This window comes from Acinetobacter sp. NPDC052428, assembly GCF_044547685.1.
Lineage (GTDB): Bacteria > Pseudomonadota > Gammaproteobacteria > Pseudomonadales > Moraxellaceae > Acinetobacter > Acinetobacter lwoffii_G.
In genome coordinates, this window is sequence record NZ_JBIUAT010000003.1 from 17,827 (window position 1) to 33,938 (window position 16,112).

General features: G+C 44.1%; 15 protein-coding genes. 1 reads left to right on the top strand and 14 read right to left on the bottom strand.

What is annotated here, in order from left to right; translation table 11 throughout:
* Nucleotides 1–14: 14 nt before the first annotated feature.
* The 12 genes from glnE to mazG form a co-directional block, all read right to left on the bottom strand.
* The gene (gene glnE / locus ACIG3F_RS03215; RefSeq protein WP_004647483.1) at nt 15–2,765 is read right to left on the bottom strand and encodes a bifunctional [glutamate--ammonia ligase]-adenylyl-L-tyrosine phosphorylase/[glutamate--ammonia-ligase] adenylyltransferase; all 2,751 of its coding nucleotides are present in this window, start codon (nt 2,763–2,765) and stop codon (nt 15–17) included.
* 94 nt (nt 2,766–2,859) lie between these two features.
* On the bottom strand, nt 2,860–4,164 hold the full coding sequence (locus tag ACIG3F_RS03220; RefSeq protein WP_396469368.1) for an RNA-guided endonuclease InsQ/TnpB family protein: 1,305 nt from the start codon (nt 4,162–4,164) through the stop codon (nt 2,860–2,862).
* Between the two features lie 172 nt (nt 4,165–4,336).
* Nucleotides 4,337–5,605, bottom strand: coding sequence for a sensor histidine kinase (locus ACIG3F_RS03225; protein ID WP_396469369.1), 1,269 nt, complete (start codon nt 5,603–5,605; stop codon nt 4,337–4,339).
* 713 nt (nt 5,606–6,318) lie between these two features.
* A complete protein-coding gene (gene yjgA, locus ACIG3F_RS03230; protein ID WP_004278333.1) occupies nt 6,319–6,852 on the bottom strand; it encodes a ribosome biogenesis factor YjgA in 534 nt (177 codons plus the stop codon).
* Between the two features lie 2 nt (nt 6,853–6,854).
* Complete coding sequence (locus tag ACIG3F_RS03235) at nt 6,855–7,124, bottom strand: HPr family phosphocarrier protein (RefSeq protein WP_034438008.1); 270 nt, start codon at nt 7,122–7,124, stop codon at nt 6,855–6,857.
* On the bottom strand, nt 7,121–7,972 hold the full coding sequence (gene rapZ, locus ACIG3F_RS03240) for an RNase adapter RapZ (RefSeq protein ID WP_004278335.1): 852 nt from the start codon (nt 7,970–7,972) through the stop codon (nt 7,121–7,123). Before rapZ ends, ACIG3F_RS03235 begins: the two co-directional genes overlap by 4 nt.
* Before the next feature lie 18 nt (nt 7,973–7,990).
* Nucleotides 7,991–8,839 carry a pantoate--beta-alanine ligase gene (panC, locus tag ACIG3F_RS03245; RefSeq protein WP_004278336.1) on the bottom strand — a complete coding sequence of 283 codons (849 nt, stop codon included), beginning with the start codon at nt 8,837–8,839 and terminating at the stop codon, nt 7,991–7,993.
* Nucleotide 8,840: 1 nt separating this feature from the next.
* Nucleotides 8,841–9,650 carry a 3-methyl-2-oxobutanoate hydroxymethyltransferase gene (panB, locus tag ACIG3F_RS03250; protein ID WP_396469370.1) on the bottom strand — a complete coding sequence of 270 codons (810 nt, stop codon included), beginning with the start codon at nt 9,648–9,650 and terminating at the stop codon, nt 8,841–8,843.
* A gap of 53 nt (nt 9,651–9,703) precedes the next feature.
* Nucleotides 9,704–10,189, bottom strand: a complete 486-nt coding sequence (folK, locus tag ACIG3F_RS03255; protein ID WP_085064510.1) for a 2-amino-4-hydroxy-6-hydroxymethyldihydropteridine diphosphokinase — start codon at nt 10,187–10,189, stop codon at nt 9,704–9,706.
* Nucleotides 10,186–11,658: a polynucleotide adenylyltransferase PcnB gene (gene pcnB / locus ACIG3F_RS03260; RefSeq protein WP_311204280.1), complete on the bottom strand. Its 1,473-nt coding sequence runs from the start codon at nt 11,656–11,658 to the stop codon at nt 10,186–10,188. Before pcnB ends, folK begins: the two co-directional genes overlap by 4 nt.
* A gap of 136 nt (nt 11,659–11,794) precedes the next feature.
* The gene (locus ACIG3F_RS03265) at nt 11,795–12,217 is read right to left on the bottom strand and encodes a ComEA family DNA-binding protein (protein WP_396469371.1); all 423 of its coding nucleotides are present in this window, start codon (nt 12,215–12,217) and stop codon (nt 11,795–11,797) included.
* Nucleotides 12,177–12,989, bottom strand: coding sequence for a nucleoside triphosphate pyrophosphohydrolase (mazG, locus tag ACIG3F_RS03270; protein ID WP_396469372.1), 813 nt, complete (start codon nt 12,987–12,989; stop codon nt 12,177–12,179). The genes ACIG3F_RS03265 and mazG overlap by 41 nt, the downstream gene beginning before the upstream one ends.
* An 89-nt stretch (nt 12,990–13,078) precedes the next feature.
* Here mazG and ACIG3F_RS03275 point away from each other — a divergent pair, with 89 nt between their 5' ends.
* Nucleotides 13,079–13,849, top strand: coding sequence for an SDR family oxidoreductase (locus tag ACIG3F_RS03275; protein WP_396469373.1), 771 nt, complete (start codon nt 13,079–13,081; stop codon nt 13,847–13,849).
* Between the two features lie 23 nt (nt 13,850–13,872).
* On the opposite strand, the gene ACIG3F_RS03280 is transcribed toward ACIG3F_RS03275, so the two are convergent.
* Together ACIG3F_RS03280 and der are read right to left on the bottom strand one after the other, a co-directional pair.
* Nucleotides 13,873–14,517: a 4'-phosphopantetheinyl transferase family protein gene (locus ACIG3F_RS03280; protein ID WP_396469374.1), complete on the bottom strand. Its 645-nt coding sequence runs from the start codon at nt 14,515–14,517 to the stop codon at nt 13,873–13,875.
* 139 nt (nt 14,518–14,656) lie between these two features.
* A complete protein-coding gene (der, locus tag ACIG3F_RS03285) occupies nt 14,657–16,066 on the bottom strand; it encodes a ribosome biogenesis GTPase Der (protein ID WP_396469375.1) in 1,410 nt (469 codons plus the stop codon).
* Nucleotides 16,067–16,112 lie beyond the last annotated feature (46 nt).

Here is a 16,112-nt window from a genome sequence, read left to right on the forward strand (position 1 = left end):
CCAATTTCTCACAATTATTCACTATCCAGTACAAAGTCTGCACTTGGATCAATTAGTCTTTGCCATAACTTGCAAACGGTCATTCGGGTATCGTGCCAGTCGCTTGCAGACACTTGCATGGATTGATTTGCAAGGGCTAAGCGATGGCTCTCGGCGCGTTCACGGAGATAAGCTTGAATCAGAGCAGTCGCATCGTCGCTGGATAAGCAACCTGATTTTGCGGCATCCTCAAGAATTCGTACATTGTCGGAGAAATGGGCGAGATCTTTATTCGTCCCACTCCAGGCCAACACCGCATACTGTGCCATAAATTCGATGTCTACGATACCACCTGCATCTTGTTTTAAATGAAAAATACCATCTTTTTTTTGCTCTTTAGAAGAACCGAGATGCTCCTTCATTTTCTGACGCATTTTCAGTACTTCTGCCCGTACATAATTTTCATCGCGAGGCTGAATCAAAATATCCCGGCGCAAGACTTCAAACTTTTTCCGCAAGCTCATTTCACCCGCAATCGGACGGGCTCGCACCAAGGCCTGATGCTCCCATAACCAGGCACTCTTGAACTGATATTGTTCAAAGGCTTTCAAACTGGTCACCAAAAGCCCAGCTTCGCCCGATGGACGCAAGCGGGTATCGACTTCATATACGCGTCCATCTAGGGTTTGCGTGGTCATGAGGGACATAAACTTTTGTGCGACACGCATGGCAAACTCAAAACCACTGATCGGCTTGAGTCCATCGGTATCGGCCTGTTCACCCATATAGTGAATAAAGACCAGATCCAGATCCGAGCCATAACCCAGTTCAATACCACCGACTTTACCATAACCAATGACTGCAAAAGCAGTATGCTCGACTGAACAGCGCTGCCCTTCTGCATCCAGTGGAAAACCATGCTTTTTCGCCACAATCTGATAGGCCAGATGCAGCGCTGCATTCACCGATACTTCAGCAATATCGGTCAAGGCATCAGAAACTTTCATCAACGGGCTTTCTGCCAGCACATCACTGGCGGCTACAGCAAGTACATTGGATTTTTTAAACAGGCGCAAGACCCGCATCTGGTCTTCGACCTGATCAACTTCAATGCGCAACAGTTGCTGGCGCAAGGAATCTTCCAGATCCTGACGTTTTGGCAATTCAAAATCCATTGACAGGAATTCATCCAGCAGTACCGGATAATGAGTCAGTTCTTCGCAAATCCATGGACTAACCGTTGCCATTTTAACCAGACGCTGCAATGCGCCTTTGCTCTCGATTAACATCACCAGATATACCGTACGGCGCATCACTGATTCAACTAGGGGCATTAAGCGTACCAACGCCACCTGAGGATCATTTGACTGTAAAACGGCTTCAATTAAATGTGGCCAGAAGGTTTTTAAACGTTGTACCGCCTTTGCCGGTAATTTTTTTAAGGCATGCCCATTCCAAAACTCATAAACGAGATTCTTCGCATTCTCATCCAACACTTCTTTGAGTTTCTTTTCCAGCTGTGAAAAACTTTCAACCAGGGTATCTGGACCATTTTCCTTAATTAAATGATCAAACTGATACATAACTTTGTCACGTTTCTCATTGAGATATGCCATAAAGCTATCCCAATTAGCAAAACCAAGCGTGTCCGTTATACGCGCCCTTAACTCTGGCTCAGTCGGTAGTGATTGCGTTTGCTGATCATGCAGTGCCTGAATCGCGTGCTCGACCCGACGCAGGAATAAGTAAGCATCTTCCAGATCCTGCACCGCCTGTTCATCCAGTAACTCGGCATCATCCAGATGATTCAGATTCACCAGACACTGCCGATCCTGCAATTCAAGTTTGGCGCCGCCGTAAATCAACTGAAACACCTGCACGATAAACTCGACTTCGCGAATGCCACCGGCTCCGAGCTTGATATCATCTTCAATATTACGGCGCTGTACTTCGCGCTCGATCATAGCTTTCATTTCGCGCATGGCTTCAAAAGCGCTGTAATCGACGTACTTGCGAAATACAAATGGACGGGTCATCTCCAGCAGCTCATCGCCTTCCGGACTTGGATTGACAATACGCGCTTTAATCCAGGCATAACGCTCCCATTCACGCCCATGCTGGCTCAGATATTTTTCCAAGGCCGCGTGGCTAATGGCCAGCGCCGAACCATCGCCCCAGGGACGGAGGCGCATATCCACCCGGAATACAAAACCATCCGCCGTGATCTGATCCAGCAAATGAATCAGTTTCTGTCCCCACAGGATGCAAAACTGCTGCACATCAATACATTTGCGCCCATCGGTTTCACCCTGCTCATCGAAGGCAAAAATCAAGTCGATATCACTGGAAAGATTGAGTTCTTGGGCGCCGAGTTTGCCCATCGCGATGACAATCAGATCCTGGACTTTTCCGTTATAGCCAATCGGCTGGCCATACTTGGCAGCGACCGGAATACGGGCAAAATCTTTCGCCGCACAGATGCAGGCATCGGCAAAATCGGAGAGTTCTTGAGTGAGGGTAATAACATCGGTGAGTTGATTGGCATCCTGCCAGATCCAGCGAAACATCAAACGAGCCCGCAGAATACGCATTGCGCGCATCCACGTTGCTTCATCGCTTATATTCAGGATGCAGTGCTGCACCAGCTGATCAATATATTCCCGACTGAGTGAGCCTTGAAACTGATCAATTGCATAATCCTGTTCCAGTAAACTCTGGTGATTGGCCAATACCTGTTCGGTATATTGGCTAGCTCTTAAGGTTTTCTGCAATTGTGCCGCATTCATCACTCAACTCTTCCCCTGAAACATTCTGCTTAGTTTTGACATACTCCCACCACTTTCACGATGTTCAAGTGGGGGATTCTAAAAGTAAAAGCTCTTAGGTGACTTCCTCACGGATTTCACTTGCTTTCTGCTTCGCAAGGCGACCTTTACCGCATCCACCCTCCACAGACAAAACGGTATGTCCTACCGCCAAAATATTGCGAGAAGCATTAATATCTGCATTCTCGCCAAAGCTACACTCGACACAACTAAAGTTTGCTTGAGTAAGCCTATTTTCTTTTGCAACGTGACCACATGAACTACAAGTCTGACTTGTATATTTAGGGTCAACTTTAACGAGTAAACCACCTCGCCATTGCTGTTTGTACACCAACATATTAACAAGCATTGACCAACCTTGATCCAGGATTGATTTATTTAAGCCGGACTTGGCTTTAACATTCTTTCCTTTTTTCTCGATTGAGCCTTTCGCTGACTTCGACATATTGGCTACTTTTAAGTCCTCAACTACGATCATTGCGTGGTTTTTGCTGAGCGTTGTGGTGACTTTGTGCAAGTAGTCATGCCGAATATTGGCAATATGATGGTGTAATGTATTGATCTTGAGATTCAGCTTTTTCCAATTTTGACTGAACTTGTTTTTCTTTCTCAGCTTGCGCTGAAGCCTAGCCAACTTTACTTGATTGACCTTGAAACTATTGATCGGGTCGAATACTTGACCACTAGACGTTGTAATTAACTTTTTAACACCTAAATCAATGCCAACGGCTGATTTTGATGGGTGGACTGGTGCTTCTACTGTGTTTTCAGCACCAAATGACACATACCATTTCCCGACATGCTTTGAGATTGTGACGTTCTTAATCTCACCCACAATATTTTGTGATTTTCTGAATTTCACAACGCCAATGTCATTAGGTAACTTAACTTGGTTGCCTTTAACCCAACAATATCTGCCAAATTGAACAATACGAATGGAATCATAACCATCAGATTTCTTTTTGAATCGTGGCATAAGTGGTCTAAGTTGAACTTCCCCACCATCGGATAATTTAAAAAATCGTGGCTTCTTAGCTCTAAATGGTTTTTGCTTTAACTTAGCTTGTTCCTTTTTGTTAAAAAACTTCCCCCAAGCATCACCAAGATCACGAACTTTTTGTTGGAGTGAAACGCCATTTGAGCTGTTTTCTAGAAAAGCACATTCAGGTTTTTTGCGTAATTCAGGAATTTTATTGACTAAATTAACTTTGTTGATTCGCTCATTATTAGCAAGCATCTCGAACGAAACAGCTAAAATTTGATTCCAAACAAAACGTGCAGAGCCAAGCAACTTGTTTAAAACAAGCTCCTGTTCCGCATTAGGCTCAAGCCTAAATTTGTACGCTTTGTTGATCTTCATTTCGCCTTAAATATATTTATATACAGAGACTTAATGCAAATTATTCTATCATATTGCACTAAAAAAAGTCGTGAAATTCACCTCCACCCTAATGTTGGGTGGAGTCCTCTTTCACACTAAAGATAGCAGGAGTTTTGTCTCAGTGGGAATGTTTTAGTTTGAAATTTACCTTTTAAGATTGCTCGATATGTACATCTTCAAGCACCAGTGCCTGATGATCATTGGTGACCATCGGTAAATGCACGGTAAAGGTCGTACCCCGACCCTCTTTGGAATCTACAGCAATTTGACCATGGTTCAGGTCAATAAAGCGCTTGCAGAGCACCAGACCCAAACCTGCCCCTTTCTCTTCAGCTGTGCCTCTGACACTCACACCCAAAGTCGGTTTAAACAGATTCTGCATCTGCTCTTCAGTCATGCCCAAGCCAGTATCCTGAATCGTAATCTTGACCTGCTCGCCTTCCATTTCTGCAGCTAAAATCACTTTACCGCCTTGATTCACCGGGGTGAATTTAAGCGCATTCGACACCAGGTTCTGCAAGACAGAGGTAATCATGTTGATATCCGCATGTACCTTGATGTCTTCAGGAATATTATCAACCAGTTCAATTTTTTTATTTAAGGCCAGACTTTTCAGCACACTGCACACAATATTACTGGATTGTTTCAATTCATAATTAATCGGATGATAAATAAAGCGTCCACCCTCTGCCATCGCCCAAGTCAGCAGGCTTTCCAGCAGGTTATAGGTCGATTGTGCATTATCATATAAATAATCCGCGATGCTCTGGATACTGGATTCGTCCAGAGTGTCACGCTCCTGCGCTAGCACTTCGGAAAAGCCCAGTAAACCATGAAATGGTGCACGCAAGTCATGCGCAATAATCTGGAAAAATTTGGTTTTACTGAAGTTGAGTGCGCATTGCTGTTCATATAATTCTTTCAGTTCAGTATGTTCTTGATTGAGCTGAATTCGAATCACTAAACTTTCAGCAAATTGTTTAATAGTGGCAATATCATCCTGATCAAACCCTTCAGTCTGATCATCAAAGAAAATGACCTGTCCAAAAGACACACCGCTACTTGATTTTAAATTAAAGGCGACTAATCTCTGATGCGCTACACCGAGATTTTTCACATAATTTGACAGTTCTGTATAAGCAGGATGCATCTGGTCAATGACATCTGACTGTTGCAGATACGCAGGCAGATTCACGTTCTGCGGGGCGTGCAAGGCCCGGAAACCGCGCGGACAGCTGTACCAGATATATGGTTCCGTATGGAAGCCGATAATACTGGTTTTAACGTTTAAAACTTTACGGGCGATCTTACAAAAGGTGTCTAATAGGTTGTTAGAGGTATAGACACCTAAAATGAGAGATATACGGCACGAGCTTAATTGCTCCGTATTCTGACCGACCTCTAGCAGTTTTAGTTCCATGTCTGCCTCTCTGAATGTTTATGGAATAAAGAAAACACAGCCGACCAAATTCATACAATCAATAACAAAGATTCTATATTTACTCAACGATGAAAACCCACCTCTAGGTTAAAGGATTTGTTAACCTGTTTCTATCCAGATACATTCTTAACTGCAAGATACTGATATTTAATTGATTAAGAATAACTTGAAAATTTACTATTCGAAAAAAATCTACATAAGTATTTGAAATTAATATATCTCACCTAAAATAAGTATCTTTATTTGTATTTACTGTAACACAGTACCGAATAAAAAATACCCACCATCGCTTTTTACTCTATTTAAAGTAAAAGCTAATGATTTTTCAACTATATAGTTTGACCTTATGATTAAAAACAGATTTTATATCAGGCTTCATCTACCTAATAATGCTCAGAATTAATTTTTAATTTTTTAAAATATCTTAACAATTCTAATGTAAGAAATATTTTAAATATCAGCATTTCAACTAAAAACAGACCCCAAAAACCACTGAGGATTGTAAAGAACTTACATTTATTAACAAATTAATTGTGAAAATTTTGTGTTTTTTATCACCCATGCAATTTTAGAAGCTGGAATAGTAATATTAAGATAGATCACTTATAAACTATGCATATCCAAGTCAAGCCAACCGGATTAAAACAGCTATAAAAAAAGCGGCCTAAAAGACCGCTTTTTTACATGGCTACTTAATTGTCAGAAATCAAGGCCACTTGCTGTACATAGTTAAACAGCTTTAATTTAGAAGCATTTACTTCCTCTTCAGGTGCTTGATTCTTTAAATCACGGTGTACCCGAAGATAATGTTGACGTAAGGTATGACGCTCTGTCGCATTATAGGTTTTGGTAAATTCATTGATGGCCGGATCTCCATCTTTGACAATTCGATCCACCCAACGCTGTAATTGAGCTGTCTTTTTAAGACCTTGTTTGGGTGTTAAATAAGACAAAATTACCGTTTCATTTTCATTACGTAATAATTTACCAATCCGTGAAAATTGACGACGACGTGCTTCATGTGAACTAATTGCCTGCACATCAAGCAAGGCATCAATCAAACGCTCATCTACGGGTAAGTTTTTAATTTGTTTAGCGCTCAGCTCTGCAAGCTGCGCACCTAAAGCAGCCATACGCTGGACTGCTTTTTTCTGTTCGGTCTTACTTGCGCGTCCCTCTAAAGAATCAAAATCTTCTTCAGTTAAACTGTTCGGTCGACGTGCCACGATTAATCTGCCTCATAAAATTTTGCTGCAAATAGTGCCTGAATTTCAGATAAGGCTTTGTCCTCGTCTGCTCCTTCAATCACTAAGCGTAAAGTTGTTCCTTTGCCTGCACCAAGCATGAGCAATGACATGATATTTTTGGCATCTACCAATTTGTCAGCCTTGCCAATCTGGATACTGGAACGAAATTTGGTGGTAACTTCTATCAGTTTACCAGATGCGCGTGCATGTAAACCCAGTTTATTAATTACGTCAACTGTCGTATCAATCATGACCAGTGCTTCATTTCTCGATGGAGGACTTGAATAGACCATTTTGCCTCAAGGGCTTTTTTTAGTCTATCCACAATATAAACAGAACGATGCTGACCACCGGTACAGCCAATCGACACGGTCATATAATGACGATGCCCTTCAGCAAAGGTCGGCAACCACTTGTCCAGAAAATGATACAGATCATTGAACATATCCTCGACCTGATCGCTCTTTTGTAAAAATGCCTGCACCGGCTGATCTAGTCCTGAAAATTTGCGCAGTTCCAGTTCCCAATGCGGATTCGGTAAATGTCGGACATCAAAGACATAATCGGCATCCAGTGGAATGCCATGCTTATAACCAAAGGATTGCAGAATCAGGATCAGGTTATCGGCCTGTCCAAGCTTGGACAACAAAGTATGTTTCAGATCATGCACGCTTTTATCGGTGGTATCGATATGCACCGTAGAACGCAACTGAATCGGCATCAACAGGATTTTTTCTTCCTGTATACACTGATTCAGGCTTTTAAAGCGTGATGCTAGAGGATGCGGCCGACGCGAAGCACTAAAGCGGGCAATCAGCTCCTGATCCTGCGTGGTCAGATAAATAATATCGACCGAACCATGCTGTTGCAGTTGCTCAAATACATGATCAAATTCTTGTAAATCTGCCCGGGTACTGCGCACATCGACGCCCAGTGCCAGCTGTTCCAGATTATTTTCACTGTCCAGTTTTGCCACGATTTCGGGAAGCAATGCCAAAGGCAGATTATCAATACAGTAATAACCCAGATCTTCAAGCACCTGTAATGCAGATGATTTACCCGAACCAGATTGTCCTGTGACAATTAAAATGCGCTTCATGCATGCTACCCTTTCATTTTAGCCGGCAGTGTATTTAACCTGCAGGTTATCGATCAGACGTGTATTCCCCAGCTTTGCTGCTATAAATAACACAAGATCTTGATTAAACGTATGAATTTTTTGTAATTCTGGAGTGCGGACTTCAACATAATCCACCACAAACCCGGCATCGGTTAAAGTCTGGCGAATCTCCGCCAATACCGTATCCAGCTCCACGCCTGCATGTAATTGCTGTTCAGCTTTTTGCAAGCTTTGATAAATGACCGGTGCGATTGCACGATGCTCTTCGCTTAAATAACCATTGCGCGAACTTAAAGCCAGGCCATCTTCTGCACGGGCAATCGGCACACCAATCACTTCCAGTGGAATATTCAGGTCTTGTACAAACTGACGAATCACCGCCAATTGCTGATAATCTTTCTGGCCAAAGAAGGCGTAATTCGGCTGTACGATATTAAACAATTTAGTGACTACCACCGCCACGCCATCAAAATGGCCAGGACGCTGCAAACCGCATAAATCATTGGTAATGTCAGAAACACTAATATTGGTCAGACGCGGTTTTTTACCATACATTTGCTCAACCGTCGGCGCAAACACGATGTCACAACCAACTTCTGCCAAAAGCTGCTGGTCCTGCTCAAGCGTGCGCGGATAGCTGTCAAAATCTTCATTGGGTCCAAACTGGATTGGATTGACAAAAATACTGACCACCACTACATCACACAACTTACGCGCTTCACGCACCAGATTTAAATGTCCCTGATGCAGATTGCCCATAGTCGGTACAAAACCGATAATCTTGCGATTGGTACGCGCCGGATTTAATGATGCCGCTAAGCCCTGAATGGTGGTTTCTGTTTTCATCTTACAATTCAACCTGAAAAGTTTGTTCTGGTGCCGGGAAAGATCCATCTAAAACTGCAGCATGGTAAGCTTTAAAAGCATCCAGAATGGCTGTCGCACCCGATTGTTCTTGCATAAAATTACGTACAAATTTTGCAGTGTGACCAAAGGTCAGACCCAGCATATCCTGTACCACTAGCACCTGGCCGTCTGTAGCTGCACCTGCGCCAATGCCAATGACCGGAATGTGCGGAAACAGTTCTGTGATTTCCTGGCCAATCTGTGCCGGTACGCATTCGAGTAGCAATAATGCAGCACCCGCCTCTACTACTGCTTTACAGTCCGCAATGAGCTGATCGGCCGCTTCACGGGTACGGGCTTGCAGTTTATAACCGCCAAAGACATGTACCGACTGCGGAGTAAGACCCAAATGCACACACACCGGAATACCGTTACGGGTCAGCACTTGCACGGTTTCCGCCAACCATGCACCGCCTTCCATTTTCACCATTTGCGCGCCACCCTGCATCACGGTTTTCGAACTTTGCAAGGCATCATTCAAGGTAGCATAGCTCATAAATGGCAAGTCAGTCATGATAAAGGCATGCTGGTTACCACGGCGTACCGCAGCCGTATGATAGGCCATATCCGCAACCGTGACCGGCAAAGTCGAATCACGGCCCTGAATTGACATTCCCAAAGAATCGCCAATTAAAATGCTGTCCACTTCGGCAATTTCCATGGCTTTGGCCATACTGGCATCATAGCAAGTCAGACATGAAAATTTGCGTCCATCTGCTTTAAAGCGTCTTAAATCACTCAGACTGACCATGAAAATGTTCCTCTATGCTTAAAAGTTCTGACGAAGCTACCATCACTTAAAAATTAAATATTTGCCCAGTTGCCGTCATCGAGTACCGCGAGGGTCGATTGTTTGACAATGTCCAGGTCTTTTAATCTGTGTCCATGAACCTGTATTTCAGGATCAATATCCAGAAGGGGAATCAGGACAAAATCACGCTCTAATACCCCGACATGCGGCACAGTCAAGCGTTCATTGTGAATTTGCTCATTACCGTAGAGCAGTAAGTCCAGATCTAATGTACGTTCGCCCCAATGACGTAAACGTACACGACCTGCATCCTGCTCAAAGGCTTGCAGACGATCCAGCAAGCTTAAAGCTGCCAGATTGCTATTTAATTGCACCACTGCATTGAGATAGTTTGGCTGATCCTGTGGTCCCATGGGTGGGCTTTGATACAGATGTGAAGTTTTCACCTGTCCCAAGGTCGCCAGTTTCTGTACAGCTTCTGCCAGAATCTGGCGTGAATCGCCCAGGTTACTGCCCAGGCCAATATACGTCACGATCATTGTGTTGGCCCAAACACCACCTGGCTCAGATCACGTTTTACCCGCTTACGTTTCATAATCGGATGATCTGCGCCAATTTCACCGCTGGCACTGGCTGCCACATGCGACAGAGGTTTCACTTTGTCTTCAAACTTGGCTTTACGCACCCGACGGTTGCGTGGTTCAGGTTCATTCACTAATGGCTCAATCTCGGCAAGATCTTGCTGTTGGGTCAGTTTCTGTTCCAGATGTTCTTCTTGACTCGCCTTGCGACGGCTCTTGGCACGCTGACGGTTATACTGGCTGATGGCCCGTTCTTTCTCGTCACCGCTCATTTGCTGATAAGCATCCCACCAGCTACCCATGCCTTGTGCAGTTGCATCGCCTGATTTTTCACGCAACAGCAAAAAGTCAAAGCCAGCACGGAAACGCGCATGGCTGGACAAAGCTTCGATTTGCTGTGGTTTTGGATTCAGCAAACGGGTCTGCATTTCCCAGACTTCACGAATAAAGGTTTCCGCAAAGCGTGGAATAATGGTGCGAGTCGCCTGACGTTTTAATACGTCGAGCCCAGCTTGGGCACGGGCTTCGGCCGCTACCACACCTTTATTCAGATAGAATTCACAACGCTCAAGGAACGGCTGCCATAACAATACCGCATAGAAAAATGCAGGGTTGATGGTCTTGCCGATAGAAATACGCTGATCGGTATTTTTCGCAGCACGTTCCATAAACGGCGTAATTTCAGGCTTGATATCTGCAAATAACTGCTGCCAGATCCCGAAATCGATCAGCATTGGCAAGACACGATTTAGGTGTCCCATGGTGAACAGTTTCTGTGATTCATCATAAAGTCGATGTGGAGAAACATCACGCAGTAACTGGGTCATTTCCGGCGTAAAGACATCCAGAATCGCCTCATCAATATTAAAGTTCAGCTTGGCCGCAAAACGTAAGGTTCGCAGCATCCGCACCGGATCTTCTTCAAATCTTAAAGTCGGATCACCCAGTAAGCGTAAGGTTTTGCTGTGAATATCATCGACCGCATTGCAGAAATCCAGCACAATGCCTTTACGCGGCTGGTAGTACATTGCATTGATGGAGAAATCACGACGGGCAAAATCCTGCTCGATGCTGCCCCAGTTATTATCACGCAGAATCATCCCCGCGGCCGAGGTCACTGCTTTTTTTGGTGGTGCACGGAAGGTTGCCACTTCAACCAGTTCCCGCCCTGAATAGACATGCGCTAGTTCGAAACGTCGTCCGATAATCCGACAACGTCGTCCGAAAACTTCCTTGACCTGAGCCGGGGTTGCATTGGTGACTGCATCGAAATCTTTAGGATTCAAACCTAACATCAGATCTCGAACACCACCACCCACGATATAAGCTTCATAGCCTGCCTTGTTTAAGGCATCAATCACATCGAGAATATAAGAAGGTAATTGAGCGGTTGATAAACCACATTTTGACGCGCGCAAAGTTTGCAAAAGACGCTGTCTCCTACGTCTGAACGTAAAATTCTAAGATGACGCTAATCATATCGCTTACACGCCTAAAGGGCAATTTGATTATGTCAATCCTGCGAGTCAAATCAATCAGCTAGTCATGATCCATGCTGTCGCCTTACAAGGCCAGTCTGGCCTTGTTTTTGGCAAATAATGCCGGCCCAATACCTTTGACTAGCTGGATCTCTTCAATGCTTTTGAATTTTCCGTTTTTTTGCCGATGTTCAATAATCGCTTCGGCCTTCTTTTGACCAATGCCATTCAGTTGTTGTAATTGCTCCACAGTTGCATTATTTAAACTGATTTTATCAGCAGTGGAAGATGCCGATAATGCAGGCTTCGCCAGATAGTGATTGCTTTCTGATGAAACCGTGGTGGCAGCTTTTTTCTTTAGGCGGGCATCATGTTGCTGTTGCTGGGTCTTCCATTCCATATAATCGGTCGCAGTCGCATGCACAGTTCCGATAGAAATAAAGCCCAGCCAACAACTTAAAAGAAGACTAATCCACGTTGGACCGATTCGATAAGGTATTTTTTTCATGTGCTGCTCTTTGTTTTAATTCTAATTTAGCCTGTTCCCAGAGCTGATCAAGTTCAGTCAGTGACAGCTTTTCCAGGTCTAATTGTTGTAATTGTACCTGATCTTCCATCAAGGCAAAGCGGGTTCGAAATTTATGGATCGTCCCCAATAATGCCATCTCACTGGAGATGCCAAGTTTACGTCCAACATTGACCAGAGAAAATAAGCAGTCGCCAAATTCTTCCTGTATTTCATCGGAATTTTGTCCGGCTACCGCTTCTTTTAATTCAGCCAGCTCTTCTTCCAGCTTGACATAAGCACCCGCCATGTCCGGAAAATCAAAACCGATTTTGGCGACATTTTTTTGAATTTCATCAGCCTGCGCCAAAGCCGGTGCATGTTTAATCTGATCCAGGCGTGAACGCGGCTTGCCCTGCTTTTCTTGCTGTTTGATTTCTTTCCATAGCTCGGACACATCTTCCGGACTCATTTTTGCAAATTGTTCAGCTTGAAATACATGCGGATGACGGCGAATCAGTTTATCGGTAATGGCCTGCACCACATCCTGAAAATCGAAAGCGCCCTGCTCACTGTACATCTGCGACTGGAACACCACCTGTAACAGCAAATCACCCAGCTCATCGCAGACATCATCGACTTTTCCAGAGCGGACTGCTGCTTCGACTTCATAAGCTTCCTCAATGGCATATTTGGTCAGAGATTCGGGGGTCTGCTGCTGATCCCATGGACATTTTTCACGTAATTCACGCATGACCTTGAGTAGTTGTTCCATATTCAAAAACCTCTTTTTTACCAAATAGTCGCGTCAATCTGCCAGTTTCTTGTTATGCTCAAAAAAAAGACAATAAGGAGATCAGGCACATGCACAGTATATTGATTAGTGGTGCAGCACAAGGAATTGGTGCCGCGACGGCCACCCTATTTTACCAGCACGGCTACAAGGTGGGCATTTATGATGTTCAGGTGGAACAGGCAGAACAACTGGCCCAGCAACTGGGCGAACATGCCAAAGCCGGTTTTCTCGATGTAGCTGACTATGCTTCTTGGGAAACAGCTTTAGCCGAATTTTCAGCTTGGGCAGGTGAAATCAATATTCTGGTCAATAATGCCGGGATCCTATATTCAGGGCCTTTTGAAGATACTACTATTGATGCACATCACCGGACTCTGGATATTAATATCAAAGGGGTCATGAACGGCTGTCATGCCGCTTTCCCTTATTTAAAAGAATCTTCATTTGCCCGCATCATTAATCTATCTTCCGCTTCGGCGATTTATGGCCAGGCCGATTTAAGCAGTTATTCCACCAGCAAGTTTGCAGTGCGTGGCCTGACTGAAAGTCTGGATATTGAGTGGCAACCCTATGGGATTCGAGTCTTGGATGTCATGCCGCTTTTCGTCAGTACGGCCATGGTCAAAGATATGCAGGCAGAAAGCATCAAAAAGATGGGCGTACATTTAAAAGCAGAAGATGTTGCACAAGATATTCTGAAACTGGCAGAACTCAAAGATTCTATCTGGCAAGCAACGCATCATCTGGTTGGTTTCAAAAGCCAGTTTTTATTTCATTTATCGCGAATGAGTCCGCAATTTGTGAATCGGCTGAGTAACCTGCTCATTTCCAGAAAATAAAAAATATTCGGATTGATTTTGTTTTAGACAGTGTGATGAATCTGGATCACTGGAAATCTCAACCCCTTGCAGGAATGCTCACTTTGCCAGGCCACGGTGAGCATACAGCCAGCAACAGAATAATTTTGATAAGCATAGACGCCAATCTCTGGATGTTCGCAGCGTCCGCCATTTTGTTCAGGATGGATATTGGTATTGAGTTCATTCAGGTTGATCCGGATTCCCAAGCCTGATGCCTTTAACACCGCTTCTTTGGTGGTCCAGACTTTAAACCAGTATTCAGGATCATAATCCAGCACTTGCCACTTTTTAAGTTCTTCGGGATGAAAGGCATGTTGTGCCAAAGCTTCAAAACGGACTTTACGATTCAGTTCTTCAATATCAATTCCTAAGTTCTGAACTTGCTTGCTCGTGGCCAAGGCGTAGAAATTTTGACTATGACTATGATTAAAACTGAAATCCGGATAGTCCTTTAAATAAGGCTTGCCAAAATTCGTCCGCACCACCTGCTGATCACTAACTGACAATTCAAAAGATTGAGATAAAAGCTGATTGCGCAAAAACGCCACTTCGCGTTTCCGTTCGGCAACCTGGGTTTTGCGGTCTGACAATTGATCATAAGTCAGATTAGAGAGTTGATGCAGATGTATTTGAATCAGCCGGGCCACGTGAATCCATTCAAAAAGACATAAACTAATGGGAGTGTAAAAGAATTTACACTTTTATTGGGAGAGAAATTCATTATTTTATCAAAACAAAAAGCCTGCTTTACGCAGGCTTTTTATCCGAAAAATTTAAACTATAGAATTAACGTTTAAATTTCTTCTCGGCTTTCTTGAACTTCTGTACATAACGACGTTTACGCGCAGCTGCACGCTCATCCACTTGAGACTTACGGCCTTCAAACGGGTTTTCAGAAGTTTTAAACTCGATTTTAATCGGTGTACCTTCAAGCTTGTACACTTTACGGAACACGTTTTCCAGGTAACGACGATAAGCCGCAGGAGTTTTATCCACCTTGTTTCCGTGAATCACGATCGTTGGCGGATTTTGTCCACCCATGTGTGCATAACGCATTTTAATACGACGACCCTGAACCATAGGCGGTTGGTGGGCATCTGTCGCATCATTTAAAATCTGGGTGATTTTTGCTGGTGACACTTTCAAACGAGATGAATCATAAGCACGGTGAATCGATGGATAAAGATCGCCCACACCCGTTCCATGCAATGCAGAAATCAAATGTACTTTGGCCCATGGAATAAAATCGAAGCGACGCTCTACATCGAGCTTACATTGCTTACGATCATATTCAGTCATGTTATCCCATTTGTTGACTGCAATGACCATGGCACGACCCGCTTCAAGCGCATAGCCAATCAAATGCAAATCTTGCTCAACAATACCATCACGCGCATCAACCACAACAACAATTACGTTGGCATCTTTCATTGCCTGTAAAGTTTTAACAATCGAGAATTTCTCAATCATTTCATCAACTTTACCTTTACGGCGCACCCCTGCAGTATCAATCAGGGTGTATTGACGGCCATCACGCTCGAATGGAATATAAATCGAGTCACGTGTTGTACCCGGCTGGTCAAATGCCACCACACGCTCTTCACCGAGCAAACGGTTCACCAGCGTTGACTTACCGACGTTCGGACGACCAATAATCGCTAAACGCAGACCCGTGTTTTTGTCATGCTCTTCCGGATTTTCATCTTCCGGTACATCAGCAAGTACATCTTCCAGCATCTGCTGAACACCACGACCATGGCTGGCTGCCACTTGTAGCGGCTCGCCCATACCCAGTTTGTAGAATTCAACCAGGGCAGCTTCAGCATGTACGCCATCAACTTTGTTGGCAACCAGAAAGACTTTTTTGCCTAAAGTACGCAATTCACGGGCAATCTGTTCATCAGAAGCCAGCAGTCCAGCACGCGCATCAACCACAAAAATGATGATGTCAGCTTCATGAATGGCAGTTTTGGATTGCTCTGCCATATATGAATCAATACCACCTTCATTTTCACCAATACCGCCGGTATCGACCACAATAAAGGATTTATTTTGATAGGTAGCATCGCCATATTTACGGTCGCGTGTCAGACCTGCAAAGTCTGCCACCAATGCGTCACGGCTCTTGGTAATCTGGTTGAACAGCGTCGATTTTCCGACGTTCGGACGACCAATGAGCGCAATTACGGGTTTCATAGAGTAACCTTTATTTAATATCAGGCGTCAAAGTGGCCTGAACATC

Bases quoted from the DNA above. Each gene is read 5' to 3' on its own strand.
- der (WP_396469375.1), bottom strand. From the start codon at position 16,066: ATGAAACCCGTAATTGCGCTCATTGGTCGTCCGAACGTCGGAAAATCG.
- ACIG3F_RS03225 (WP_396469369.1), bottom strand. From the start codon at position 5,605: ATGGAACTAAAACTGCTAGAGGTCGGTCAGAATACGGAGCAATTAAGC.
- ACIG3F_RS03265 (WP_396469371.1), bottom strand. From the start codon at position 12,217: ATGAAAAAAATACCTTATCGAATCGGTCCAACGTGGATTAGTCTTCTT.
- panC (WP_004278336.1), bottom strand. From the start codon at position 8,839: ATGAAAACAGAAACCACCATTCAGGGCTTAGCGGCATCATTAAATCCG.
- ACIG3F_RS03235 (WP_034438008.1), bottom strand. From the start codon at position 7,124: ATGATTGATACGACAGTTGACGTAATTAATAAACTGGGTTTACATGCA.
- glnE (WP_004647483.1), bottom strand. From the start codon at position 2,765: ATGAATGCGGCACAATTGCAGAAAACCTTAAGAGCTAGCCAATATACC.
- ACIG3F_RS03220 (WP_396469368.1), bottom strand. From the start codon at position 4,164: ATGAAGATCAACAAAGCGTACAAATTTAGGCTTGAGCCTAATGCGGAA.
- folK (WP_085064510.1), bottom strand. From the start codon at position 10,189: ATGATCGTGACGTATATTGGCCTGGGCAGTAACCTGGGCGATTCACGC.
- rapZ (WP_004278335.1), bottom strand. From the start codon at position 7,972: ATGAAGCGCATTTTAATTGTCACAGGACAATCTGGTTCGGGTAAATCA.
- mazG (WP_396469372.1), bottom strand. From the start codon at position 12,989: ATGGAACAACTACTCAAGGTCATGCGTGAATTACGTGAAAAATGTCCA.
- panB (WP_396469370.1), bottom strand. From the start codon at position 9,650: ATGGTCAGTCTGAGTGATTTAAGACGCTTTAAAGCAGATGGACGCAAA.
- ACIG3F_RS03275 (WP_396469373.1), top strand. From the start codon at position 13,079: ATGCACAGTATATTGATTAGTGGTGCAGCACAAGGAATTGGTGCCGCG.